Annotated in this window: 21 protein-coding genes, 5 tRNA genes and 1 pseudogene; 15 read left to right on the top strand and 12 right to left on the bottom strand. The window is 70.1% G+C overall.

Annotated features, from left to right (window positions below; all coding sequences use genetic code 11):
- Positions 1-20: 20 nt before the first annotated feature.
- The 5 genes and pseudogenes from AB0F38_RS28115 to AB0F38_RS28135 form a co-directional block, all read right to left on the bottom strand.
- Positions 21-643, bottom strand: a pseudogene (locus AB0F38_RS28115) (response regulator).
- A gap of 78 nt (positions 644-721) precedes the next feature.
- Positions 722-934: a hypothetical protein gene (locus AB0F38_RS28120; protein WP_361899111.1), complete on the bottom strand. Its 213-nt coding sequence runs from the start codon at positions 932-934 to the stop codon at positions 722-724.
- 100 nt (positions 935-1,034) lie between these two features.
- Positions 1,035-1,107, bottom strand: a tRNA-Gly gene (locus tag AB0F38_RS28125).
- Between the two features lie 79 nt (positions 1,108-1,186).
- Positions 1,187-1,258 (bottom strand) — tRNA-Gly (locus tag AB0F38_RS28130).
- A gap of 163 nt (positions 1,259-1,421) precedes the next feature.
- On the bottom strand, positions 1,422-1,757 hold the full coding sequence (locus AB0F38_RS28135) for an Lsr2 family protein (protein WP_361899114.1): 336 nt from the start codon (positions 1,755-1,757) through the stop codon (positions 1,422-1,424).
- 372 nt (positions 1,758-2,129) lie between these two features.
- Between AB0F38_RS28135 and purS the strand changes: the two genes are divergently transcribed.
- The 10 genes from purS to purM all read left to right on the top strand — a co-directional run bounded on the left by purS (position 2,130) and on the right by purM (position 13,057).
- Entirely contained in the window at positions 2,130-2,399 is a 270-nt protein-coding gene (purS, locus tag AB0F38_RS28140) for a phosphoribosylformylglycinamidine synthase subunit PurS (protein WP_361899117.1), read from the top strand.
- Complete coding sequence (gene purQ, locus AB0F38_RS28145; protein WP_361899120.1) at positions 2,396-3,076, top strand: phosphoribosylformylglycinamidine synthase subunit PurQ; 681 nt, start codon at positions 2,396-2,398, stop codon at positions 3,074-3,076. The genes purS and purQ overlap by 4 nt, the downstream gene beginning before the upstream one ends.
- Positions 3,073-5,322 carry a phosphoribosylformylglycinamidine synthase subunit PurL gene (gene purL, locus AB0F38_RS28150; protein WP_361899123.1) on the top strand — a complete coding sequence of 750 codons (2,250 nt, stop codon included), beginning with the start codon at positions 3,073-3,075 and terminating at the stop codon, positions 5,320-5,322. Before purQ ends, purL begins: the two co-directional genes overlap by 4 nt.
- 105 nt (positions 5,323-5,427) lie before the next feature.
- On the top strand, positions 5,428-5,952 hold the full coding sequence (locus AB0F38_RS28155; RefSeq protein WP_361899126.1) for an ArsR family transcriptional regulator: 525 nt from the start codon (positions 5,428-5,430) through the stop codon (positions 5,950-5,952).
- A gap of 23 nt (positions 5,953-5,975) precedes the next feature.
- Positions 5,976-6,806 (top strand): M23 family metallopeptidase, encoded by an 831-nt coding sequence (locus AB0F38_RS28160; protein ID WP_361899129.1) that lies wholly within the window; start codon positions 5,976-5,978, stop codon positions 6,804-6,806.
- 34 nt (positions 6,807-6,840) lie between these two features.
- Positions 6,841-8,154 carry a hypothetical protein gene (locus tag AB0F38_RS28165; protein ID WP_361899132.1) on the top strand — a complete coding sequence of 438 codons (1,314 nt, stop codon included), beginning with the start codon at positions 6,841-6,843 and terminating at the stop codon, positions 8,152-8,154.
- 9 nt (positions 8,155-8,163) lie between these two features.
- On the top strand, positions 8,164-8,958 hold the full coding sequence (locus AB0F38_RS28170) for a sterol carrier family protein (RefSeq protein WP_361899135.1): 795 nt from the start codon (positions 8,164-8,166) through the stop codon (positions 8,956-8,958).
- 52 nt (positions 8,959-9,010) lie between these two features.
- Positions 9,011-9,823: an META domain-containing protein gene (locus tag AB0F38_RS28175; RefSeq protein WP_361899138.1), complete on the top strand. Its 813-nt coding sequence runs from the start codon at positions 9,011-9,013 to the stop codon at positions 9,821-9,823.
- A 582-nt stretch (positions 9,824-10,405) separates the two neighbouring features.
- Entirely contained in the window at positions 10,406-11,932 is a 1,527-nt protein-coding gene (gene purF, locus AB0F38_RS28180) for an amidophosphoribosyltransferase (protein ID WP_361899141.1), read from the top strand.
- A gap of 57 nt (positions 11,933-11,989) precedes the next feature.
- Positions 11,990-13,057 (top strand): phosphoribosylformylglycinamidine cyclo-ligase, encoded by a 1,068-nt coding sequence (gene purM, locus AB0F38_RS28185; protein WP_361899143.1) that lies wholly within the window; start codon positions 11,990-11,992, stop codon positions 13,055-13,057.
- 129 nt (positions 13,058-13,186) lie between these two features.
- On the opposite strand, the gene AB0F38_RS28190 is transcribed toward purM, so the two are convergent.
- Positions 13,187-13,444: a DUF3073 domain-containing protein gene (locus tag AB0F38_RS28190; protein WP_014155056.1), complete on the bottom strand. Its 258-nt coding sequence runs from the start codon at positions 13,442-13,444 to the stop codon at positions 13,187-13,189.
- 332 nt (positions 13,445-13,776) lie between these two features.
- Complete coding sequence (locus tag AB0F38_RS28195; protein ID WP_361899146.1) at positions 13,777-14,868, bottom strand: Glu/Leu/Phe/Val dehydrogenase dimerization domain-containing protein; 1,092 nt, start codon at positions 14,866-14,868, stop codon at positions 13,777-13,779.
- Between the two features lie 177 nt (positions 14,869-15,045).
- Here AB0F38_RS28195 and AB0F38_RS28200 point away from each other — a divergent pair, with 177 nt between their 5' ends.
- A complete protein-coding gene (locus AB0F38_RS28200; protein ID WP_361899149.1) occupies positions 15,046-15,891 on the top strand; it encodes a hypothetical protein in 846 nt (281 codons plus the stop codon).
- Positions 15,892-16,572: 681 nt separating this feature from the next.
- Complete coding sequence (gene bldC, locus AB0F38_RS28205; protein ID WP_003949541.1) at positions 16,573-16,779, top strand: developmental transcriptional regulator BldC; 207 nt, start codon at positions 16,573-16,575, stop codon at positions 16,777-16,779.
- 491 nt (positions 16,780-17,270) lie between these two features.
- Here bldC and AB0F38_RS28210 read toward each other — a convergent pair whose 3' ends face one another.
- From AB0F38_RS28210 to hrpA, 3 genes are all read right to left on the bottom strand, one after another.
- A complete protein-coding gene (locus AB0F38_RS28210) occupies positions 17,271-17,582 on the bottom strand; it encodes a DUF6274 family protein (RefSeq protein WP_361899152.1) in 312 nt (103 codons plus the stop codon).
- A gap of 139 nt (positions 17,583-17,721) precedes the next feature.
- Positions 17,722-17,796, bottom strand: a tRNA-Asp gene (locus AB0F38_RS28215).
- 115 nt (positions 17,797-17,911) lie between these two features.
- Positions 17,912-21,844: an ATP-dependent RNA helicase HrpA gene (gene hrpA / locus AB0F38_RS28220; protein ID WP_361899155.1), complete on the bottom strand. Its 3,933-nt coding sequence runs from the start codon at positions 21,842-21,844 to the stop codon at positions 17,912-17,914.
- A gap of 185 nt (positions 21,845-22,029) precedes the next feature.
- Between hrpA and AB0F38_RS28225 the strand changes: the two genes are divergently transcribed.
- The 3 genes from AB0F38_RS28225 to AB0F38_RS28235 all read left to right on the top strand — a co-directional run bounded on the left by AB0F38_RS28225 (position 22,030) and on the right by AB0F38_RS28235 (position 24,036).
- A complete protein-coding gene (locus AB0F38_RS28225) occupies positions 22,030-22,374 on the top strand; it encodes a hypothetical protein (protein ID WP_361899158.1) in 345 nt (114 codons plus the stop codon).
- A 64-nt stretch (positions 22,375-22,438) separates the two neighbouring features.
- A complete protein-coding gene (locus tag AB0F38_RS28230) occupies positions 22,439-23,194 on the top strand; it encodes a DsbA family protein (protein ID WP_361899160.1) in 756 nt (251 codons plus the stop codon).
- Complete coding sequence (locus tag AB0F38_RS28235; protein WP_361899161.1) at positions 23,191-24,036, top strand: cytochrome c biogenesis CcdA family protein; 846 nt, start codon at positions 23,191-23,193, stop codon at positions 24,034-24,036. The genes AB0F38_RS28230 and AB0F38_RS28235 overlap by 4 nt, the downstream gene beginning before the upstream one ends.
- 39 nt (positions 24,037-24,075) lie before the next feature.
- Here the strand turns inward: AB0F38_RS28235 and AB0F38_RS28240 are convergent.
- A tRNA-Phe gene (locus AB0F38_RS28240) sits at positions 24,076-24,152 on the bottom strand.
- Between the two features lie 22 nt (positions 24,153-24,174).
- Positions 24,175-24,249 (bottom strand) — tRNA-Asp (locus AB0F38_RS28245).
- Positions 24,250-24,273 lie beyond the last annotated feature (24 nt).

Raw genomic sequence — 24,273 nt, forward strand, 5'->3', positions numbered from 1 at the left:
GCGCCGCAGCGCGCTGCCCACTATACCCAACCTCGCTCGTGGGCGAGACGCACTGCCGCGTGACGGTTCTCCGCCCCGAGTTCGGAGACCGCCGCCGACAGGTAGTCGCGCACGGTGCCCTGCGACGGCGACGCCCGCTCCGCGATCTCCGCGACCGGTGCCCTGCCCGTGGCCGGCGCCGGCACCTCGGCCTCCCGAGAGGTCAGTGGCGCGGCGCCCGCGGGAATGGCGTCGGCCGCCAACTCGGGGTCCGCACAGCGGTTTCCCGCGTGCACGCTACGGATGATCTCGGCCAACTGCGCGCGCTGACCGTCTTCGGTGCGAACGCCCGGACACCCGCCGCGAGAGCCCGTTTCGGATGGCCCGGCCTGCCGTGGCTCGTCACGATCATGGTCCGGCAGCCGGGCAGTCCGGTGCGCAGCGATGTGGCGACCTTCACACCGTCCGCTCCCGGCATCTCCAGGTCCAGGACAGCGCCATCGGGCCGGTGCGCCGGCGCCATCATGAGCGCCTCGGGGCCGGTCGCCGCCCCGGCGACCAGGACGATGTCGTCCTCCGGCGCGAGGCGGGCGGCCAGGGCGCCCCGGATCAGGTGTTCGTCCTCGGCCGGCAGGACGCGGACGGGCGGCGGTGCGGATGTCAACGCTTCTCTAGCAGGGCCGGTGCGGGTTCACGGTGCGACACGGGCAGCGGCAGCGTCGCCGCCGGACGGAACAGGCCGTCACCCGTCGGTCCCGCCCTCCAGCGGGCTGTTCGGCGCGGTCAGCCCGTTCAGCCCCGAGGCGCCGGCCGCGTCCGGCGACGCCCCGTCGTTCTCGACGGCCAGCCGGACCTCTCCCTCCGCCGTACGGAGGCGAATCACGCACAGCCGGGGATTGCCGTGCCGCAGCACATGGGGGGCCTCCCGCACGACCCGGCCGAGCGCCGACTGCACGCGGGCAGCCGCCTGTTATCGCTGCTCATGACCAACGTCATGAGTCCATAACGGATACGACAAAGGCCCTGGTCGATATCGACCAGGGCCTTTGAACACGAGCGGACGACCAGGTTCGAACTGGCGACCTCAACCTTGGCAAGGTTGCGCTCTACCAACTGAGCTACGTCCGCATTGCTGCCACTCGGCTTTCACCGGTGGAGCGTTCACTACTCTACCCGATCCACGAAGTGGTCCGGTAAGGCAGTGTAGAGCGGGTGACAGGAATTGCACACTGCGCCTTCCCCCTGGAAGGGGGATGTTCTACTACTGAACTACACCCGCACGCTGCTTCGGCCCCGGCCTTTCGGCCTTGCCCTTCGGCGTGCTCCAGACTCTAGCCGACCTGCAGGGGTGTTGTGCAAGTCGGCTCCCCGAGGTGTCCTTCCGCCGGGCGCCGGAGGTCGTAACGGAATGGATCATTCCGGACGTGGCTCCCGGCCGGCTCTCAACTGGCGGCCTGGAACGCCTCGTAGACCTTCTTGGGGATCCGGCCCCGGGCCGGCACCTCCATCCGGTGCGAGCGGGCCCAGGCGCGCACGGCCGCCGGATCGGGAGCGAGTGACGTGTGGTGGTACGACACCGGAGTCCTGCCGTGCTTGCCGGCGTTTGTCTGCTTTCGGCCCGCCGCCACGTACGGGGCCAGGGTCTTGCGCAGTTTCTTTGCGTTGGTGGGATTGAGGTCGATCTCGTACGACTTCCCGTCCAGGGCGAAGGTGACCGTTTCCGCCGCTTCTCCCCCGTCGATGTCGTCGGAGAGTGAAACCACTGTGCGCTGAGCCACGGATATCGGTCCTTTCCTACGGCATCGTCGCGTCTGACATGCGTCGATGACGGCCTTCCGGCTGCTAGGCGGATACGGATCGACTGGTGTCGACTGTTCCGGGGGCAATGGTGCTTTCCCCGGTAATCATTTGTACAGCGGGGGGAGCCGCATTGTGAAGCCCGGGCAATTAACTCCGCGTGTCCGCGTGCAATCCGGGTGAAGATTTTTTCCAGGATTTTCCCCGCATGTTGTCGCGGTCGATATCTCACCGTGATCCCGCTTGCCCGATATCTACCCGCGTAGAATTTCTGGCCAGGTAGGCTGAGTGGACCCGCGGGGATCTGGGGAACCCCTCGGAGACACAGCCGCACCACACCACCGGGAGTGCCCGTGGCACGCGTCGTAGTCGACGTCATGCTCAAGCCGGAGATCCTCGACCCGCAGGGACAGGCTGTGCAGCGCGCACTGCCCCGTCTCGGCTTCGACGGAATCGCGGACGTACGTCAGGGAAAGCGTTTCGAGCTCGAGGTCGAGGGGCCGGTAGACGCCGCGGCCCTCGCCCGTATCAACGAGATGGCCGAGACCTTCCTCGCCAACACCGTCATCGAGGACTTCACCGTCAAGATCGAGGCGGACGAGAAGGCCGAGGAGCCGAAGTGACCGCTCGTATCGGAGTCGTCACTTTCCCCGGCACGCTCGATGACCGCGACAGCCTGCGGGCCGTCCGGATCGCGGGTGCCGAACCCGTACCGCTGTGGCACCGCGACACCGGCCTCCACCAGGTCGACGCGGTCGTCCTGGCGGGCGGTTTCAGTTACGGCGACTATCTGCGGGCCGGCGCCATCTCGCGTTTCTCGCCGGTGATGGAGACCGTCATCGAGCAGGCGAAGGCCGGCATGCCGGTCCTCGGTATCTGCAACGGCTTCCAGATCCTGACCGAGGCGCACCTGCTGCCCGGCGCGATGCTGCGCAACAACCACCTCCACTTCATCTGCCGCGACCAGAAGCTGCGGGTGGAGAACGCGGAGACGGCCTGGACCTCGGACTACACGGCGGGCCAGGAAATCTCCGTACCGCTGAAGAACGTGGACGGCCGGTACACCGCCGACGAGCGCACGCTCGACGAGCTGGAGGCCGAGGGCCGCGTCGCGTTCCGCTACGCCGACGTGAACCCGAACGGCTCGCTCCGCGACATCGCGGGCATCACCAACGCCGCGGGCAACGTCGTCGGTCTGATGCCGCACCCGGAGCACGCCGTCGAGCCGCTGATCGGCACCGGTCGCACCGACGGTCTCGGTTTCTTCACCTCGATCATCAAGAAGCTGGTCAACGCATGAGCCTGGACACGGTCAAGCACGCGGCCGAAACCCCGGACGCCGGGCAGCCCTGGAAGGACCTCGGCCTCAAGGAGGACGAGTACGCCCGGATCCGCGAGATCCTGGGCCGCCGTCCCACCGGTGCCGAGCTCGCCATGTACTCCGTGATGTGGTCCGAGCACTGCTCCTACAAGAGCAGCAAGGTCCACCTCAAGCAGTTCGGCGAGAAGGTCCCCGAGAACGACGCGATGCTCGTCGGCATCGGCGAGAACGCCGGCGTGGTCGACGTCGGCCAGGGGTACGCGGTCACCTTCAAGGTCGAGTCGCACAACCACCCCTCGTACATCGAGCCCTACCAGGGCGCGGCCACCGGCGTCGGCGGCATCGTCCGTGACATCCTGGCGATGGGCGCCCGCCCGATCGCGGTCGTCGACCCGCTGCGCTTCGGTGCGGCCGACCACCCCGACACCCGGCGGGTCCTGCCGGGCATCGTCGCGGGCATCGGCGGTTACGGGAACTGTCTGGGCCTGCCGAACATCGGTGGCGAGGTCGTCTTCGACGCCTGCTACCAGGGCAACCCTCTCGTCAACGCCGGCTGCATCGGCGTGATGAAGCACGAGGACATCCACCTGGCCCAGGCCTCCGGCCCCGGCAACAAGGTGATCCTGTACGGCGCCCGCACCGGCGGCGACGGCATCGGCGGCGTCTCCGTGCTGGCTTCGGAGACCTTCGACGACACCAAGCCCACCAAGCGCCCCGCCGTCCAGGTCGGCGACCCGTTCCAGGAGAAGCTCCTCATCGAGTGCACCCTGGAGATCTTCAAGGAGAAGCTCGTCGCGGGCATCCAGGACCTCGGCGGCGCCGGGCTCTCCTGCGCCACGAGCGAGCTGGCCTCCGCGGGCTCCGGCGGTATGCGCGTCGAGCTGGACACCGTGCCGCTGCGCGACTCCTCCCTCTCGCCCGAGGAAATCCTCATGAGCGAGTCGCAGGAGCGCATGTGCGCCATCGTCGAGCCGCAGCACGTGGACCGCTTCATGGAGATCTGCGAGAAGTGGGATGTCATCGCCACCGTCATCGGTGAGGTGACCGAGGGCTCGCAGCTGGAGATCTTCTGGCACGGCGAGCAGATCGTGGACGTACCGCCGCGGTCCGTGGCCCACGAGGGCCCGACGTACCACCGGCCGTTCGCCCGCCCCTCCTGGCAGGACGCGCTGCAGGCGGACGACGCCGGCAAGCTGGCCCGTCCGGCGAACGGCGCGGAGCTGCGCGAGCAGGTCCTCAAGCTGGTCGGCTCCCCGAACCAGGCCTCCAAGTCCTGGATCACCGACCAGTACGACCGCTTCGTGCAGGGCAACACCGTGCTCGCGATGCCCGAGGACGCCGGCATGGTCCGGATCGACGAGGAGTCGAACCTGGGCGTGGCCATGGCGACCGACGGCAACGGCCGGTACGCGAAGCTCGATCCCTACACGGGCGCACAGCTCGCTCTGGCGGAGTCGTACCGCAACGTCGCCGCGTCCGGTGCCAAGCCGCTCGCCATCTCGGACTGCCTGAACTTCGGCTCCCCCGAGGACCCGGACGTCATGTGGCAGTTCGCGGAGGCCACCCGCGGTCTCGCGGACGGCTGCCTGGAACTCGGCACCCCGGTCACCGGTGGCAACGTGTCGCTGTACAACCAGACCGGTGAGACGGCGATCCACCCGACGCCGGTCGTGGCCGTCCTCGGTGTGATCGACGACGTCACCCGGCGCACGCCGGTCGCCTTCGCCGCGGAGGGCCAGCTCCTCTACCTGCTGGGCGACACGCACGAGGAGTTCGGCGGCTCGGCCTGGTCCGAGGTCGTCCACCAGCACCTCGGCGGCATGCCGCCCAAGGTCGACCTGGGCCGCGAGAAGCTGCTCGGCGAGGTCCTGATCGCGGCCTCCCGCGACGGCATGATCGACGCGGCGCACGACCTCTCCGACGGCGGTCTGATCCAGGCGGTCACCGAGTCCTGTCTGCGCGGCGGGAAGGGTGCCCGGCTGGTCGTGCCGGACGGGCTGGACGCGTTCACCTTCCTGTTCTCCGAGTCGGCGGGGCGCGCGGTCGTCTCGATTCCGCGCAGCGAGGAGCTGCGCTTCAACGACATGTGCGGTGCGCGGGGTCTGCCCGTGGCCCGCATCGGTGTCGTGGACGGCGAGGAGATCGAGGTCCAGGGCGAGTTCAGCATCCCGCTGAGCGAGCTGCGTACGGCTCACGAGGGGACCTTGGAGGGTCTGTTCGCCTAGGTTCTGCCTGTGCCGAAGCCCCCGTCCGGGTCGACCGGACGGGGGCTTCGGCGTCTCCCGGAAACCTGTTGATAAATGTTACGTAATTACGTAAGGTTGTGTTCTGTGAAGCTTGAGGAACGCGTCGCCGAGCTGGAACGCCGGCTGGCGGTGCTGGAGCGGGCGGCGGACGGCGGGCCGCCGAGTCTGGGTGTCGGGGACTTCTGGGCGCTGGACGGGCTCAAGGACCAGCTCGAACAGGTCGGGGACGCCGCGGCCGACGGCGGGGTGCTGTTCACGGGCGCGGTGCGGCTGCCCGCCGGCGAGCGCTACGAATGGCAGTACGGCGCGCTCACCGCAGGGCTCCTGGGTTCCGACGAGGACCGCTCCGACTGGGTGGAAGCCGCCGAACCGCTGGCCGCGCTCGGTCATCCGGTGCGGCTGCGGCTGCTCCGCGAGATCCTCGCGGGCCGGCGTACCGCTGCCGAGCTGGCCGGGCTGGACGAGACGGGCACGACCGGTCAGATCTACCACCATCTGCGCCTGCTGACCGGCGCGGGCTGGCTGCACACGACGGGCCGCGGGCGCTACGAGGTGCCCGGTCCCCGGGTCGTGCCGCTGCTGGTGGTGCTCACGGCCGCCCGGCCCTGAGCACCGACGCGAGGAGGGACGTCATGTCCGTACGCAAAGCCGCCATGATCCTGTACCGCTGCTGCTGGATCGTCTTCGTCGCTCTGGTGCCGGTCACCACCTTCACGGGGCCGCCGGATCCCTTCGTGCTGGTGTTCGCGCCCGCGGCGGTGGCTGTCGTCATCGGCCTCGCGCTGAGCCGCGCCGGCCGTCCGGACCTGACGCGGGCCCGGCCGCCGGTGGAGGTCGGGCCGCCGGTGGCGGGGCGCTGGACCGCGCTCAACAGCCCGGCCGACAAGGTGCCGAGCCACGGCACGCACGCCTACGGGCAGTCGTACGCGATCGACATCGTCGCCGAACCGGAGGCGGAGGGAAGTCGTCCGCCGTTCCGGTGGCTGTGGCCCCTCGCCCGTCCCGGCCGCGACTTCCCGGCCTTCGGAGCCCCGCTCCTCGCGGTGGCGGACGGCACCGTCGTGCGCGCGAGCGACCGGCAGCGCGACCACCTCAGCCGGAACTCCGGTCCGGCGCTGGCGTACCTGCTGCTGATCGAGGCGTTCGTCCGCGACATGGCGGGCGCGCACCGGATCGTCGGCAACCACCTCGTGCTCGACCTCGGCGACGGTACGTACGCCGCGTACGCGCACCTGCGGCACGGCTCGCTCCAGGTGAAGGCGGGGGAGACCGTCCGGGCCGGGCAGCAGCTCGCCCGGTGCGGGAACTCGGGCAACTCCACGGAGCCGCACCTCCACTTCCAGCTGATGGACCACCCGGACTTCGATACGGCCCGGGGGGTTCCCTTCACCTGGCGGGGCCTCGGCGTCCCGGCGAGCGGCGAGGCGTTCGTCACCGACGGGACTGTCAGTACCCGCTGGTAGCTTGGCGATCGTCACGTGTGGTGCGGCCCGGGGGATGACGATGGACGATCAGCGCGGTGCGCGACCACCCGAGGAATCCGTCCGCGGGCCCTGGCGCAACGCCCTGAACACACTGTTCTGCGTGGTCGCCGTGGCCGGGCTGGGCCTGAGCGCCTGGGCCTTCGTGCTGCAGTTCATCGACATCCGCGACCGGGCCGAGAGCCGCGAGCGCATCACCGAGGCGTGTGCGGGCCTCATCGACCCCGACCCCGTGCTCGGGCTCAACGGCGGCGGGACCGACCGGGCCGAGCCCGACGACGAGCACCGGGCCGACACCGGGCTGCGGTCCAGCGGCTGTCTCGTCCACCGGGTGGGCGATCCGGGTACGACGTACGGGCACTTCTCGCTGGCCCTCGTCGTGCACCCGAAGGATCCGGGGGGCGACGAGCGCGAGGTCGAGATCGACCAGGAGGCCCGCCGGCCGTTCTCCCGCATCCCGGACCGGGGCGACGCGGGAGACGCCACGGCCGTGGCGCGCCATGCCCTTCCGCACCCGCTCGGCGACGGCAGGCTGGGCGACTACGACGCGTACTCGGTGACGGCCCGGGCTCTCTGCGAGGACGGCGGCGCGGTCTCCTCGGTCGAGGCGACCGCCGTCGTCCGGTACGAGCCCGTCACGCCCCAGGACCGCCGCTCGCTCGCCGGGCTGGCACGGCAGGCAGCGGACCGGGCCGCCGGACGGACGGGGTGCTCGGCCCGCCTCCCGGATGTCCCTTCCACGCTGGCCGAGCCGAAGCGCACACTCGGCCCCGTGACCACGGCCGGCGGCACCTGCGCCTGGTACCGGCGTTTCGCCGCCGAGAAGAGGCCCGGACCGCTTCCCGACCGGGCACTCGCCGCTCCGGCGGGGAAGGAGAGTGCCCACGACAGCTGCGTCCTGGCGGTCGGGGAGAAGACCCGAGGGCTGTACCCGGACTACGCGGATCCCGAGGACATCCCGGAGGACCTGAGGGACGCGCTGCGGTCGGCCCCTTGGTGGGTCAAGACCGAGACCTTCGTCGGTGACGGGGCGAAAGGGCTCCGGAGCGACGACGTCACCGAGGAAGCCGAGCTCACCCCGGGCACCGCGGGCCGTGCCTCCGGCGGGGTCTGGTGGGCGTCCTCCGTCTGCGAGGGCCGGCCCGCCGTACACGTGATGTGGCTGTCCTATCCGTACGAGCGAATGATCCCGGACCAGCTGCACGCGCTGTTCCGGGCCTACGTCGACGACGCGACGGGACGCCGTGGCTGCACCGGTGTCGTCCTCCCCGGGACGGACGGTCGGTCGAGCCCGGTGGCACGCGAGGGCACTGTCCGGCCCGGCGGTTAGTCTCGCCCCATGCCACCGGCCAAGAAGCGCCCCCGCGCGTACGACGTCGCCAGGACCCGGACCGCGGTCCTCGCCCAGTTCGGCCATGTGCGGGAAGCGGTCCGCACCCTGACGCCCGAACAGCTCGCGAGCCCGGCCGGGCCGGGCGGCTGGACGGTCCGTGACCTGGCGGCGCACCTCACCACGGCGCTCGAGCCCGTCAGCCGCGGTCTGGAGCTCCCGGAACCGGCGGGCGGCCCGAAGCCGCAGCTCACGCTGCTGGAATGGCCGTTCTCCACCGCCGGGCGGATCGCGGACGACACCCGGGCGCCGGCCGGCGAGCGGCCCGACCTCGACGCGCTGTACGAGGAGACCGCCGCCCGGTTCGCCGAGCTGGTGCCCGTCGACACCGCGGACCGGCTGGTGACCGCCCGGGCGGGGACCATGCGGCTGGGCGACTTCCTGGTGACCCGGACCGTCGAGCTCGTCGTCCACACCGACGATCTCCACCGGGCGACCGGTCTCGACATCCCGTACGACCGTCAGGCGCTCGCCGCGTGCACCCGGCTGCTCGCCGACGCACTCGCCGACCGGGCTCCCGGCGGATCCGTCGAGGTGCGCATCCCGCCCTTCGCCGTCGTGCAGTGCATCGGCGGCCCCAAGCACACCCGGGGCACCCCGCCCAACGTCGTGGAGACGGATCCGCTCACCTGGATCCGGCTGGCGACGGGCCGTACCGAGTGGGCACGCGCACTCGAGGACGCCAAGGTCAGCGCCAGTGGCGAGCGGGCCGATCTCGCCCCGCTGCTCCCGTTGACGGGCTGAGGGGAACCGGATCCACCGGTCGATCCGTCCCATGGCCATGTACAAACAACGTATGGCTGTCAGCGTCCTGGCCCTCCTCACCCTCGCCGCCTGCGGTACGGAGCCGGGCTCCGGACCGGGATCCGGAGACGGCAGCGACACCGTGCGGACGGACCTCCCCCTCAGCGGTGTCCACTGGAGCGTGTCCTCCCTGACCGTCGGCGGGAAGAAGACCGTCGCCCCGGCCGACGCCCATGTCGAGATCGACTCCGCGGGAAGGGCGAGTGGCAGTCTCGGCTGCAACCGCTTCACCGCGGACGTCCGCGTCGACGGCGGGAAGGTCACCGTCGGGCCGGACACCACCACCGAAATGGCCTGCGAGGAGGACGTCCAGCGGTTCGAGGAGGCGATGGGCCGCACCTTCAGCGGAGAACTCGAGGCCACCGTCGTGGGCACGGGCGACAACAGGACCCTGACCCTGACCACGGCCGGGGGCGACACCCTCGCCCTCACCTCCCAGCCACCCGCCCCGCTCACCGGCACCGTCTGGAAGGTCACCGGGCTGGTCTCCGGCCGCACCGCTTCCTCCCTGCCGGCCGGCACGGAGAACAAGGCGCACCTGACCCTCGGCAAGGACGGCTCCGTGGAGGGCAGCCTCGGCTGCAACTCCTTCCACGGCAAGGCGGCGGTCTCCGGCTCCACGATCAGCTTCGGTCCGCTCGCCTCGACGCGGAAGATGTGCCCGGGCCCCGAGATGGAGCTGGAGCGCGCGATGCTCGCCGTTCTCAAGGGGAAGACGACGTACAGGATCAAACACCGCACCCTGTCCCTCACCGCGGAGAGCGGCAAGGGACTCGGTGCGGCGGCCCCGGCGGTCGAGAAGTGACCGTCTGCGCGGGCGTCGGGCGCCAGGGAGCCGTCGGAGACGGGAGGAGACCCGCGTCCGGACGGCTCCCTGGCGCCCGCGGCGGGTGGCCGACGAGACCGGTGCCGTCCAGCGGCTGGCGGCACCCGGGCGGGCCCTCCGAGCCCTTGGGAGCCGTGTGAACGGATTCCGGGTACCCGGGGCGGATGCCCGCTGCGAGTCCCGTTCCGGAGCCCCGAGCCGTTCCACGGCCGGTCTGTCGCCGGTCTCCCGGTGTGAGGCTCGACACGAAACGAGCGTTCGGTCACCGGTTGCCCCCACACCCCCGGCGGTTCACCGAGCACCATGACCGAGTGTGCCGGTACCGGTTGCGGCCGCTGGCCGGAATCAGGCGGTAACCAGGCGCGGATCCGGGCAGGAACCGCTTCGAAGGCCTGTCGGCACCGTCCGCCCGCCCGGTCGTGATCACTCCGCGTGATCGTGCGATGCGGTCTTCCCGGCCCCCGCGGGACCGCTCCCGTGCACGTCCGCAGCGCTCCGGCGGCCCCTCCGGGACGGCTCCCCAATTCGGACCGGTGGTCGATCTCGCCTACACTCGGTACCGTGCCTCGTGGTGATGGACGACTCAACCACGACCTGCTCCCCGGAGAGAAAGGCCCCCAGGACGCTTGCGGCGTCTTCGGTGTCTGGGCTCCGGGCGAAGAGGTCGCCAAGCTCACCTATTTCGGACTGTATGCCCTGCAGCACCGTGGACAGGAGTCCGCGGGCATCGCAGTGAGCAACGGGTCCCAGATCCTGGTCTTCAAGGACATGGGCCTGGTCTCGCAAGTCTTCGACGAAACGTCTCTGGGATCGCTCCAGGGCCACATCGCGGTCGGTCATGCCCGCTACTCCACCACCGGTGCCTCGGTGTGGGAGAACGCGCAGCCGACATTCCGTGCCACCGCGCACGGCTCGATCGCCCTGGGTCACAACGGCAACCTGGTCAATACGGCCCAGCTCGCCGAGATGGTGGCCGACCTTCCCCGCAGGGACGGCCGTGCCACCCAGGTCGCAGCGACCAACGACACCGATCTGGTGACCGCGCTGCTCGCCGGCCAGCGGGACGCGGACGACAAGCCGCTCACCATTGAGGAGGCCGCCGCAAAGGTGCTCCCCGAGGTCAAGGGCGCCTTCTCGCTCGTCTTCATGGACGAGCACACCCTCTACGCCGCCCGGGACCCGCAGGGCATCCGCCCGCTGGTCCTCGGCCGGCTGGAGCGCGGCTGGGTGGTGGCCTCCGAGTCCGCTGCCCTCGACATCTGCGGTGCCAGCTTCGTCCGTGAGATCGAGCCGGGCGAGCTCGTCGCCATCGACGAGAACGGCCTGCGCACCTCTCGCTTCGCAGAAGCGAAGCCCAAGGGCTGTGTCTTCGAGTACGTCTACCTGGCCCGCCCCGACACCGACATCGCCGGGCGGAACGTCTACCTCTCCCGAGTGGAGATGGGCCGGAAACTGGCCGCCGAGGCTCCCGTCGAGGCCGATCTGGTCATAGCGACGCCGGAATCGGGCACCCCCGCGGCCATCGGCTACGCCGAGGCGAGCGGGATTCCCTTCGGTGCCGGGCTGGTCAAGAACGCGTACGTCGGCCGGACCTTCATCCAGCCGTCCCAGACCATTCGCCAGCTGGGCATCCGCCTCAAGCTGAATCCGCTCAAGGAAGTCATCAAGGGCAAGCGCCTGGTGGTCGTCGACGACTCGATCGTCCGCGGCAACACCCAGCGTGCGCTGGTCCGGATGCTCCGCGAGGCCGGCGCCGCCGAGATCCACATCCGGATCTCGTCCCCGCCGGTGAAGTGGCCCTGCTTCTTCGGCATCGACTTCGCGACCCGTGCCGAGCTGATCGCCAACGGCATGACCGTCGACGAGATCGCCACCTCCATGGGTGCCGACTCGCTCTCGTACATCTCGCTCGACGCGATGATCGAGGCGACGACGATCGACAAGCCGAACCTGTGCCGCGCCTGCTTCGACGGTGAATACCCGATGGAGCTCCCGGACCCGGAGCTGCTCGGCAAGCAGCTGCTGGAGACCGAGCTGGCGGCCGGCCCCGCCGCGACCGCGGCGGCCGACGCGCTGCGTCGTCCGTGACCCGGACCGACCGGCGTCCCCACCAGCCCCGTACTCCCACACGAAAGATCCCGGGCAATGTCTGAGACAACAGGTGCTTCCTACGCGGCGGCGGGCGTCGACATCGAAGCCGGTGACCGCGCCGTCCAGCTGATGAAGGAGTGGGTGAAGAAGACGAAGCGCCCCGAGGTCCTGGGCGGCCTCGGCGGATTCGCCGGCCTCTTCGACGCCTCGGCACTCAAGCGTTACGAGCGCCCGCTGCTCGCCTCCGCCACCGACGGTGTCGGCACGAAGGTCGATCTGGCCCGGCAGATGGGCGTGTACGACACCATCGGCCACGACCTCGTCGGCATGGTCGTCGACGACCTGGTCGTCTGCGGTGCCGAACCGCTCTTCATGACCGACTACATCTGTGTCGGCAAGGTGCATCCCGAGCGTGTCGCGTCCATCGTGAAGGGCATCGCCGAGGGCTGTGTCCTCGCCGGCTGCGCCCTGATCGGCGGGGAGACCGCCGAGCACCCGGGCCTGCTGGGCCCCGACGACTTCGACGTCGCGGGTGCGGGTACGGGCGTGGTCGAGGCCGACCGGCTGCTGGGCCCCGAGCTCATCCGCAAGGGTGACGCCGTCATCGCGATGGCCTCGTCCGGTCTTCACTCCAACGGGTACTCGCTCGTGCGCCACGTGGTCTTCGACCGGGCCGGCTGGGCTCTGGACCGCGAGGTCGAGGAGTTCGGCAGGACGCTCGGCGAGGAGCTCCTGGAGCCCACCAGGATCTACTCCCTGGACTGCCTGGCGCTGACCCGTACGACCGAGGTGCACGGCTTCAGCCATGTCACCGGCGGTGGCCTGGCCAACAACCTGGCCCGGGTCGTCCCGGACGCGCTGCACGCCACGGTCGACCGCTCCACCTGGACGCCCGGCGCCGTGTTCGACCTCGTCGGCAAGGCCGGACAGGTCGAACAGCTGGAGCTGGAGAAGACGCTCAACATGGGTGTCGGCATGATCGCGATCGTTCCTGCCGACTCGGTGGACGCGGCCCTGACGACGCTGGCCGACCGGGGCGTGGACTCCTGGGTCGCCGGGGAGATCACCGAGCGCGGCGCACACCCCACGGGTGCCGCACTGACCGGCAGCTACGCACGGTAGAACCGCCCCGAACCGTCGGTCCGGCGCCCACCGGACCGACGGCGGGCAGGGCCCTCGCACCATCAGTACCGGGACAGCACAGAACCCGGTCCGGGCAGGCCCGGACCGGGTTGATGTGTCAGCGCGAGGTCAAGCGCCGCGGCGCTGTGACGACGGACCGGACTGGTCGTCCTCGTCCGCGTCCTCATCGTCGTTGTACAGATCCGCGTACTGTGCGTACGGGTCATCTTCCTCGTCGTCGTCCTCGAACGGCTCTGCGTTCGGTGGCTGACTCGAAGGCGATGCGCCCAGCTCATTGGCCAGACGCGACAGGTCAGTCCCGCCGCTGCTGTACTTCAGCTGGCGGGCGACCTTTGTCTGCTTGGCCTTTGCCCGGCCGCGCCCCATGGCTCGACCCCCTCGGTGACGGGGCTCGACGGCCCCAGAGTCTTGACACGCGTTCATGTTTCAGGACGGACTCTCGGCTGAGAGACCGCGCCCGTGGCTTTAACGGTACCTGCTTCCTCGGCCATACGGTACGCCGCCCGCATCACGTGCCTCCGCGCAGGACCGCAGAGGAGCCCGTCCTCGCTGGTCAACCGCGATTTTACCCTCTTCCGGACCGCCGACCCGCCGACCGGAGTGAGTCTTGTCTCCCCGGACCGGCGCGTGCCGCGCGGCGGTCCGCCGCCGGGCTGCTGCACAGTCCGGTGACGCACCGCCGACCCTGCGGTGACGTGTCAGCGACGCCGGGCTTCGGCCATCCGCTGTTCGGCGATCCGGTCGGCCGCCGCGGCCGGCGGAATCCCGTCGGCATTCGCACGTGCGAATATGGCCAGCGTGGTGTCGAAGATCTTGGCCGCCTTCGCCTTGCACCGGTCGAAGTCGAAACCGTGGAGCTCATCGGCGACCTGGATCACGCCACCGGCGTTCACCACGTAGTCCGGTGCGTACAGAACCACGCGGTCGGCAAGGTCCTTCTCGACGCCGGGGTGCGCGAGCTGGTTGTTGGCCGCGCCGCACACCACCTTCGCGGTGAGCACCGCGACCGTCTCGTCGTTCAGCGCTCCGCCGAGTGCGCACGGGGCGTAGATGTCGAGGCCCTCCGTGCGGATCAGCGCGTCCGTGTCCACGGCGACGGCGACCTCGGGGTGCAGATCGGTGATCCGGCGTACGGACTCCTCGCGCACGTCCGTCACGACGACCTCCGCGCCGTCGCTGAGCAGATGCTCGACCAGGTGGCGGCCCACCTTGCCGACACCCGCGACACCGACCTTGCGGCCCCGCAGCGTCGGGTCGCCCCACAGGTGCTGGGCGGAGGCCCGCATGCCCTGGAAGACACCGAACGCGGTGAGGACGGAGGAATCGCCGGCGCCGCCGTTCTCCGGGGAGCGGCCGGTGGTCCAGCGGCATTCCCGGGCGACGACGTCCATGTCGGCGACGTACGTGCCGACGTCGCAGGCGGTCACGTAGCGCCCGCCCAGCGAGGCCACGAACCGACCGTAGGCCAGGAGCAGTTCCTCGGACTTGACGGTGTCCGGGTCGCCGATGATGACGGCCTTGCCACCGCCGTGGTCGAGGCCGGCCATGGCGTTCTTGTACGACATGCCGCGCGACAGGTTCAGCGCGTCCGCGACGGCCTCCGCCTCGGAGGCGTACGGATAGAAGCGGGTGCCGCCGAGGGCCGGGCCCAGGGCGGTGGAGTGGAGGGCGATGACGGCCTTGAGGCCGCTGGCACGGTCCTGGCAGATCACGACTTGCTCGTGACCCCCCTGATCCGAGTGGAACAGGGTGTGCAGTACATCGCCAGGCACGCCGGTCACATCGGTCACTGTGGTGACTCCCAAGTACGAAGCGGCGGGGAGACCCTCCTGAAGGTGGGGAGGGTCCCGGACCGACCGGCACGGCCGGTCCGACTGGGCAAGAGCGTAAGTCCTCGGGCCACGCAGATCTGTTCCAGTGCCGAGGATCACCCCCTGGCGGAGTACGGGCGTGACACGATCTGCCGCATGTCGGTGGTGTCTTCCGTGCTCGTCCCATACACGTCCTACCTGCGGGTGTACGAGCCACTCGCCGCCTTCGGGGAGCCCGAACGCAGCCACTGGGCGCGCTACGCCCAGCGCTCCGAGCTCCCCACGGCACAGGACGAACTGCGCCGTTCGCTGGCGGACCTGGTGCCCACCCCGCCGGTGCCCGTGCCCGTGCACGAGAGCGCGGACGCCTTCGTCGCGGAGGTCGACGGTGTGGTGTGCGTCTGTCCGTGGCGGACCCGGATGCGCGGCTGGCTGGCGCTGGAGGAACTTGGGGGGCTGTTTCCGGCCAATGTGCTGGACGCGGTTCTCCCTCCGGTGGTGCGGGGGCAGGCGGTCGCGGACCACGAGCGGTGGGCGGAGCGGAACCCGGACGCCCGGCCCTGGATCCGCACCACGGTGTGGCACGTCCCGGTCCGCTGGTTCGTCCTGTTCGACGACGAGGAGCGCGAGTACGTCGCGGTGGGCACCGAGGGGCACCGGCCCCTGCTGCGCTACCGGACGCCGATGGTGCAGGCGCGCCGCCGGCTGGCGAGGGCGCTCAGGACGCTGCGGGAGACGGTCGACGAGGGGCCGCTGACCGAGGGGCTGGTGGACGTGGGGCGCTGGCTGGAGGAATTCCATCCACGCGCCCTGGTGGAACTGGACTACGGCGGCCTGGTGCACGCCCTGCCAGGGGAGCTGCTCGCCGCGGACCGGTCGGCGGCGGACGTGGCCGAGGGCATCGCGGCGTTGCGGGCCGGGGACGGCGACGCTGCGGGGGTCGCGTACGCGCGTCTTGCGGAGCGGTGGCGGGCGGTACGGGACAGGCAGTCTGCCAACTAGTCCGAAAGCTGTGTGAAATGACACGTACCGCCGCATAGACCCGTGATCGGCAGGGAAGAGACATCCCGTGAGGTGTCCGGCATCGGTGGGCGCCGCGGACGCCGGACGGAGGTGAACGGGATGCACCGAGGGGAACAGGCGGGCGCCGAGGGGAACTGACGGGCCGTGAACCCGTGTCCTGTGTGATGCGTGTGACAGGCGAGGCGGAGGTTGCACCGCAAGCCGTAGGACCTACGTCCTGAACCGGGCCTTTGCCTCAAGCGTGACGGACAGCACTAACGGGGCTCTTGCGCCCTTCCCTACTCCTCATGCCAAAATAGGACAAGGAGTCCGGGGAGGACTCCGTCCGCCCAATTATGGGCGGATTGCTCAGCATTGCACGCTATGGGGGGTCTGACGACCTCTGACGACTCCTGAGTGCTCCTGTGACTGATCGTTACTGGGGCGTGACTGTCCGCTATGGCATGGTCCATCGGCTTCCGTCGCTGATGAACACCTGGGAGGGCAATTCCATCGGTTTGGCCGACGAGGCTGGACGGATGGTGTAGTTGTAGTGCCGAGGACAAGCCGTTCGTCCTATAACCGACTCGGCCTGCGTCTGCCATTTCGGGCAACGTGGGTCAAGGTGCAGAATTTAGAGGAAAGAACCGAGATGGTTCGGTTCTCCCGAGGAGGCCGCTCATGACCGCTCGCACCCCTGATGCCGAGCCGCTGCTGACCCCGGCTGAGGTTGCCACGATGTTCCGCGTGGACCCGAAGACGGTCACGCGGTGGGCCAAGGCTGGCAAGCTCACGTCCATCCGCACGCTCGGTGGACACCGCCGGTACCGCGAGGCAGAGGTCCGCGCACTGCTTGCGGGTATTCCGCAGCAGCGCAGCGAGGCCTGACACACCCCTGTCGCCGCAGCCGTAACAGGGCTACCCAAGGGTCCCCCAGCCCCAAGTGCCCGCTCATAGCTCCACACGACGGACGCCTGCCCCAACGGGCGTCATACCTGTGTAAAGACAGGGTGCGTCGTTCGATCGCGCTGGACTCCGCCGAGTCCAGCGCGATCTTTTTGTGCCCGAAGCGCCCCTGGGGGCCCGTCCGCCGGCTCCGAACAGGCCGACGGGTCGGTTTACCGAGGGACCACGCGCGGGTGTGAGCAGGGTTGTTCGGGACTGTTCGTATGGGTCCCGGACGTCGTGGGGCGGCTCGGGCGGAACGGTCCGGGATGTGCCTTCGGGGGAGTGCAATTGCACATATTAAATTCGCCAGTTGTAGGGAGTGCGTAAGGTCCCCTGTGCGCAAAACTGGTGTGGTGACTCCGGTCACACCCGCATGTCTCGTCCGCCTTCGAGCCTGCCACCACGGGGAGGCGGATGACCGCGGCGGATGGTCATGTCGCGGCGGGACTTCCGTCCTCGCGGGGCTCCTCGTCCGTCGCCGTGGCACCGGGAGGAGCGGGTGGCGCCCCGGCGCCCCCGTCGCGGGCGCCGGCGGGCCCCTCCGGGGCGTGTGGCGATTCAGGGCTGTCGCGGGGGCGCTGGGCGGTGTGCGGCGACTGTGGGGCCGTCAGGGGCTCCATCGCGAGCCGCAGCAGGCGATAACAGATCGGACAGTGGTGGGTGAGGTGGCGGTAGCCGGACGCTGCCGCCAGGTGGGCGCGCAGCAGCGCGCCGGTTTCGTGCCGTGCCGTGGACGCAGACATACGTGCGGCCTCCCGGTGGACCCGGCCGCCCCGCGTCGAGGAACAAGAGCGGCCTCTGTCCTACGGGTTACCCGCGGCGGATGCCGCCGTCAAGACACGCGAAAGCCCGGATCCAGGGGATCCGGGCTTTCGTCCAATGCGGTCCTGACGGGATTTGAACCCGCGGCCTCCACCTTGACAGGGTGGCGAGCACTCCAAACTGCTCCACAGGACCAGAATTCGCTGCCGTTCTTTCGTCCGGCTGCGAAGACAGACTCTACAGGAGGTCCGCGGGCCAGGTCGAACTCACCCACGGTGGCGGGGCCGTCACGGCCCCGGGGCGGGCCGGATCACGGCGCCGCCGCGTCGATCGCCTTCACGATCCGCTTGTCCGAGACGGGCTGAGCGGTGCCCAGCGCGTGCGCGAAGTAGCTCACCCGCAGCTCCTCGATCATCCAGCGGATGTCCAGGACCTCCTGCGGAACGGGACGCCCCTGCGGCAGCTGCTCCAGCAGCCAGGCGTACTCGTCCTGCATCTCGTGGACCTTCTCCATGCGCGTGGTGTCGCGCTGGACGTTCGTCGGCATCTGCTGCAGCCGGCGGTCCTCGGCGACCAGATAGCGCATCAGGTCGGGCAGCCTGCGCAGCCCGGTCATGGTGACGAACCCCGCCGGTACGAGGCGGGCGAGGTGGTCCCGTACGTCCGTGACGTTGTTGATCAGGACCAGGCTGTTCGTGGACTTCAGCCGGCGCTCGCAGGCCTGCCAGGCCGCCAGGATCTGCTGCACCTGCCCGATCGTGCGGACGGTGAGGTCCACGAGGTCCGCCCGCACCTTGTCGTACAGCTTCCGGAAGGACGCCTCGTCCCAGGCCGGGCCGCCGTGCGCGGCGATCAGCCGGTCTGCCGCCGCCGTCGCGCAGTCGTCGAAGAGTGCCTGGACCGAGCCGTGCGGATTCCGGGACAGGGCCAGCTTCTGCTGGTTGGTGAGCGTGTCCGAGGCGAACTTCGCGGGGTTCACCGGGATGTTCAGCAGGATCAGCTTCCGCGTGCCGCGCCACATCGCCTGCTGCTGTTCGGCCTCGGTGTCGAAGAGCCGTACGGCGACGGTCGCGCCCTGGTCGACGAGGGCCGGATACGCCTTCACCGGCTGGCCCGCGCGACGGGTCTCGAAGACACGGTCCAGGGTGCCGATGGTCCAGTCGGTGAGGCCCGAACGCTCGATGGACTCGCCCGAGGGCCCCGCGGTGGCCGCGGCGGCCTTGGAGAGGGCCTGACGGGCCTTGGGGCGCAGCTGGATCCTCAGCGCCTCCAGGTCCTTCGCCTCGGCGACCTTGCGGCGCCGCTCGTCGGTGATCCGGAAGGTGATCTTCAGGTGGTCCGGGATCCGGGACGGGTCGAAGTCGTCGGCCGTGACCGGGACACCGACCATCCGCTGCAGCTCGCGGGCGAGCGTGAGGGGCAGGGGCTCCTGGAGCGGGACGGCCCGGTCCAGGAACTTCGTCGCGTAGTTCGGGGCCGGGACGTAGTGCCGGCGGATCGGCTTGGGCAGCGAGCGGATCAGCTCGGTGACCACCTCCTCGCGCAGGCCCGGGATCTGCCAGTCGAAGCCCTCGGAGGTGACCTGGTTGAGTACCTGGAGCGGGATGTGGACCGTCACACCGTCCGCGTCGGCGCCGGGCTCGAACTGGTAGGTCACCCGGAACTTGAGCTTCCCCTGGCGCCAGGAGTCCGGATAGTCGTCCTTGGTGACGGCGGACGCCTTCTCGTTGATGAGCATCGAGCGCTCGAAGTCGAGCGCGTCCGGCTCGTCACGGCGCTTGTGCTTCCACCAGGAGTCGAAGTGCGCCCCCGAGACGATGTGCTCCGGGATCCTCTGATCGTAGAAATCGAAGAGCGTCTCGTCGTCCACGAGGATGTCGCGGCGCCGGGCACGGTGCTCCAACTCCTCGACCTCGCCGAGCAGTTTGCGATTGTCATGGAAGAACTGGTGATGCGTCCGCCAGTCGCCCTCGACCAGGGCGTTCCGGATGAACAGATCGCGGGACGCCTCCTGGTCGATACGGCCGAAATTGATCTTGCGCTGGGCGACGATCGGCACCCCGTAGAGCGTGACCCGCTCGTACGCCATCACCGCCGCCTGGTCCTTCTCCCAGTGCGGCTCGCTGTACGTGCGCTTCAGCAGGTGCTGGGCGAGCGGTTCGATCCACTCCGGCTCCACCTTGGCGTTGACCCGTGCCCAGAGCCGGGACGTCTCGACCAGTTCGGCCGACATCACGAAGCGCGGCTGCTTCTTGAACAGCGCGGACCCGGGGAAGATCGCGAACTTGGCACTGCGGGCGCCCAGGTACTCGTTCTTCTCGGTGTCCTTCAGCCCGATGTGCGAAAGCAGCCCGGCCAGCAGCGAGGTGTGCACCGCCTGCTCGGGCACGCCCTCGTCGGCCTTGGGCTCCTCGACGGCGATGCCCATCTGCTTGGCGACCGTGCGCAACTGCGCGTAGATGTCCTGCCACTCACGGATGCGCAGGAAGTTCAGGTACTCCTGCTTGCACATGCGGCGGAAGCTGGAGGAGCCCCGCTCCTTCTGCTGCTCCCGGACGTAACGCCACAGGTTCAGGTACGCCAGGAAGTCGGACGTCTCGTCCTTGAAGCGGGCGTGCTGCTGGTCGGCCTGCGTCTGTTTCTCCGAGGGCCGCTCGCGCGGGTCCTGGATGGAGAGCGCCGCGGCGATGACCATGACCTCGCGGGCACAGCCGTTCCTGTCGGCCTCGATGACCATGCGGGCCAGGCGCGGGTCCACGGGCAGCTGCGAGAGCTTGCGGCCCAGCGGGGTCAGCCTCTTCTTCGGGTCCTTCTCCTGCGGATCGAGCGCGCCGAGCTCCTGGAGCAGCTGGATGCCGTCGCGGATGTTGCGGTGGTCCGGCGGGTCGATGAAGGGGAACTTCTCGATCTCGCCTAGGCCCGCCGCGGTCATCTGGAGGATGACGGAGGCGAGGTTGGTGCGCAGGATCTCGGGGTCGGTGAACTCCGGACGGGTGACGAAGTCGTCCTCGGAGTACAGCCGGATGCAGATGCCGTCCGACGTACGGCCGCAGCGGCCCTTGCGCTGGTTGGCGCTGGCCTGCGAGATCCGTTCGATCGGCAGCCGCTGGACCTTGGTGCGGTGGCTGTAGCGGGAGATGCGGGCGTTGCCCGGGTCGATCACGTACTTGATGCCCGGGACGGTCAGCGACGTCTCGGCGACGTTCGTCGCCAGAACGATCCTGCGCCCCGTGTGGCGCTGGAACACCCGGTGCTGCTCGGCGTGCGAGAGGCGCGCGTAGAGGGGGAGCACCTCCGTGTGTCTGAGATTCCTCTTGTTCAGCGCGTCCGCGGTGTCGCGGATCTCCCGCTCCCCGGAGAGGAAGACCAGGACGTCGCCGGGCCCCTCCGAGTGGAGCTCGTCGACGGCGTCGCAGATCGCGGTGATCTGGTCGCGGTCGGAGTCCTCCCCGGCCTCCTCCAGGAGCGGCCGGTAGCGCACCTCGACCGGATACGTACGCCCGCTGACCTCCACGATCGGTGCTTCGCCGAAGTGCTGGGCGAAGCGCTCCGGGTCGATGGTCGCCGAGGTGATGACGACCTTCAGGTCGGGGCGCTTCGGCAGCAGCCGGGCCAGGTAGCCCAGCAGGAAGTCGATGTTCAGGGACCGCTCGTGGGCCTCGTCGATGATGATCGTGTCGTACGCGAGGAGCTCGCGGTCCGTCTGGATCTCGGCCAGCAGGATGCCGTCCGTCATCAGCTTCACGAAGGTCGCGTCCGGGTTCACCTGGTCGGTGAAGCGCACCTTCCAGCCGACGGCCTCGCCGAGCGGGGTCTTCAGCTCGTCGGCGACCCGCTCGGCGACCGTACGGGCCGCGATCCGGCGGGGCTGGGTGTGCCCGATCATGCCCCGGACGCCGCGCCCCAGCTCCATGCAGATCTTGGGAATCTGCGTGGTCTTGCCGGAGCCGGTCTCACCCGCGACGATCACGACCTGGTGGTCGCGTATCGCCTCCAGGATCTCGTCCTTCTTCTGGCTGACCGGAAGCTGTTCCGGGTACGACAGGGCGGGCATCCGCGCGGCGCGTGCTGCGAGCCGTTCGGCTGCCTTCCCGGCCTCGGCGGCGATCTCGTCCAGCACGGACTGCCGGGCCTCGGGCTTGCGGATGCGGCGGGCACCCTCGAGACGACGGCCGAGCCGGTTCGCGTCGCGGAGCGAGAGCTGCCCGAGCTGGGACTGGAGATCGGCGAAGGAAGTAGACATACGGACCCCAGGATCTCACCCGGGCGGGAGGAGTGGCGAACCATTTCACGCGGACTCCGTCACGTGACCCGCACGGGCCGGGTCGCGCCCCCTCGCCGCGACCCCGGCGACCGAGCGGGCGCGAGGGATCACAGCACGTACCATTCCGGGCAACTGATCATCCGTGCCTCCCTCAAGGCGGTCCCGTGTCCCGTACGCAGTGGTGCTGCCTGGCAGCAGTGCTCGCCGTCGTCCTGGGGCTGTTCTGCGTACCCGGGGCGACCGCGGCCGTCACGGCGCCCGGCCCCGTCGTGGCCGCCGCCGGGGACACGGGCACACCGGGCTGCGACCGGGACAGGGAGCACGACGGCACCGGCCCCGCCCTCCCGGCCCCGACCCGCGCCGCCTACGACCCGGCGCCCGGCCTCGCCGCAGCGGGCCTGCCCGCCGCCACCGGACGGGGCCCGGCCCCGCCGGCGGTACGGCCCGCCGTACGCGGACCCCGGCCCGCCACACCCACACCCGTCGAGCTCTCCGTGCTGAGGGTGTAGGCGGCCCGGCCTCCCCCGCTCATTCCTTCCCGCAGACCCCGCACGCACCAGCACGGAGTGCCGCATGCCCACGCCCACCCGCCCGTCATCCAGGAAGCCGCTCGCCTTCGGCGCCGTCGTCGTCCTCGCCGCAGGCCTGCTCGGCTTCGTCTCCTACCGGGCCACCGCCCCCGACGGTTCCGCCTCCGGCACCCCCGTCGCCGGAACGAGCGCCGAACCGGACGCCGACATGTACGAGGAGCTGGCGAAGCTCGCCCGGCGCGACGCCGGCGACAAGCTCGCCCAGGGCCGCGCCGACGCCCCCGTCGTCCTCATCGAGTACGCCGACTTCGCGTGCGGCTACTGCGGCACGTTCGCCCGGGAGACCGAACCCGAGCTGGTCGAGAAGTACGTCGAGGACGGCACCCTGCGCATCGAATGGCGCAACTTCCCGATCTTCGGCAAGGAGTCCGAGGCCGCCGCCCGCGCCTCCTGGGCGGCCGGCCGGCAGGACCGCTTCTGGGCCTTCCACCGGGCCGCCTACGCCGAGGGGGCCAAGGAGAAGGGCTTCGGTGAGGACCGGCTCAGGGACCTCGCCCGGCAGGCCGGCGTCAAGGACCTCGACCGCTTCGCACGCGACGCGGACAGCCCGGCGGCCGCGGAAGCGGTCGGCAAGGACCAGGAGCAGGCGTACGGCATCGGCGCCACGTCCACCCCGTCGTTCCTCGTCAACGGCCGCCCCATCGCCGGAGCGCAGCCGACGGCCGTCTTCACCCGGGCCATCGAAGCCGCCGCGGCGGAGGCCGCGAACGTGGGCAGCGCCGGGGACCCCGCCAAGTGACCCAGGACATCGGATACTTCGCTGCCCTGCTCGGCGGGCTGCTCGCCCTGGTCAGCCCGTGCAGCGCCCTGCTGCTCCCGGCCTTCTTCGCGTACTCCCTCGACTCCGTCTCGCGTCTCCTGGCCCGCACCGGCATCTTCTACGCCGGACTCGCCACCACCCTCGTCCCGCTCGGCGCCGCGGGTTCGTACGCCGGACGGCTCTTCTACGGGCACCGCGACGCGCTCGTCCTCGGTGCGGGCTGGCTGATCATCGGGCTCGGCCTCGCCCAGATCGTGGGCCTGGGCTTCGCCTCCCGCAGGATCGCCGCCCTCAGCGGCCGGATCCGTCCCACCACCGCCCTCTCCGTCTACGCCCTGGGCGCGGTCTACGGGCTGGCCGGCTTCTGCGCGGGTCCGATCCTGGGCAGCGTCCTCACGGTGGCGGCCGTCAGCGGAAGCCCTGCCTACGGCGGACTGCTGCTCGCCGTCTACGCGCTGGGCATGGCCGTTCCGCTGTTCGTGCTCGCGCTGCTCTGGGAACGCTTCGACCTCGGACGGCGGGCCTGGCTGCGCGGCCGGACCCTGCGCGCCGGCCGCTTCGAGCTGCACACCACGTCGCTGCTCTCCGGTCTCTTCTTCATCGGACTCGGGGTGCTCTTCCTCAGGTACGACGGGACGACCGCGCTGCCCGGGCTGCTGGACGCCGACGCCGCGTTCGCCGTCGAGCAGTGGGCCCAGGGCATCGGCCGGAACGTCCCCGACGCCCTGGCGCTGGGGACCGTGGTGTCGGTGGTGCTGCTGATCCTCGGGGTGCGGGCGTGGCGGCGGCGTACCGGACGGAAGGAAGAGGAAGTGGCCTGACAACGGCGAAGGCCCCGTCCACCGGACGGGGCCTTCGGGTGGTGGCTGGGGCCGGGATCGAACCGGCGACCTATCGCTTTTCAGGCGATCGCTCGTACCAACTGAGCTACCCAGCCACGCAGCTCATACGGGCTGCAGCGGTCCTGACGGGATTTGAACCCGCGGCCTCCACCTTGACAGGGTGGCGAGCACTCCAAACTGCTCCACAGGACCAAGCAATGTGCGAGACGAGTCTCG

Origin of the sequence: Streptomyces sp. NPDC025273 (assembly GCF_040638585.1) — a bacterium.
In the GTDB taxonomy this organism is placed as follows: domain Bacteria; phylum Actinomycetota; class Actinomycetes; order Streptomycetales; family Streptomycetaceae; genus Streptomyces; species Streptomyces cinereorectus.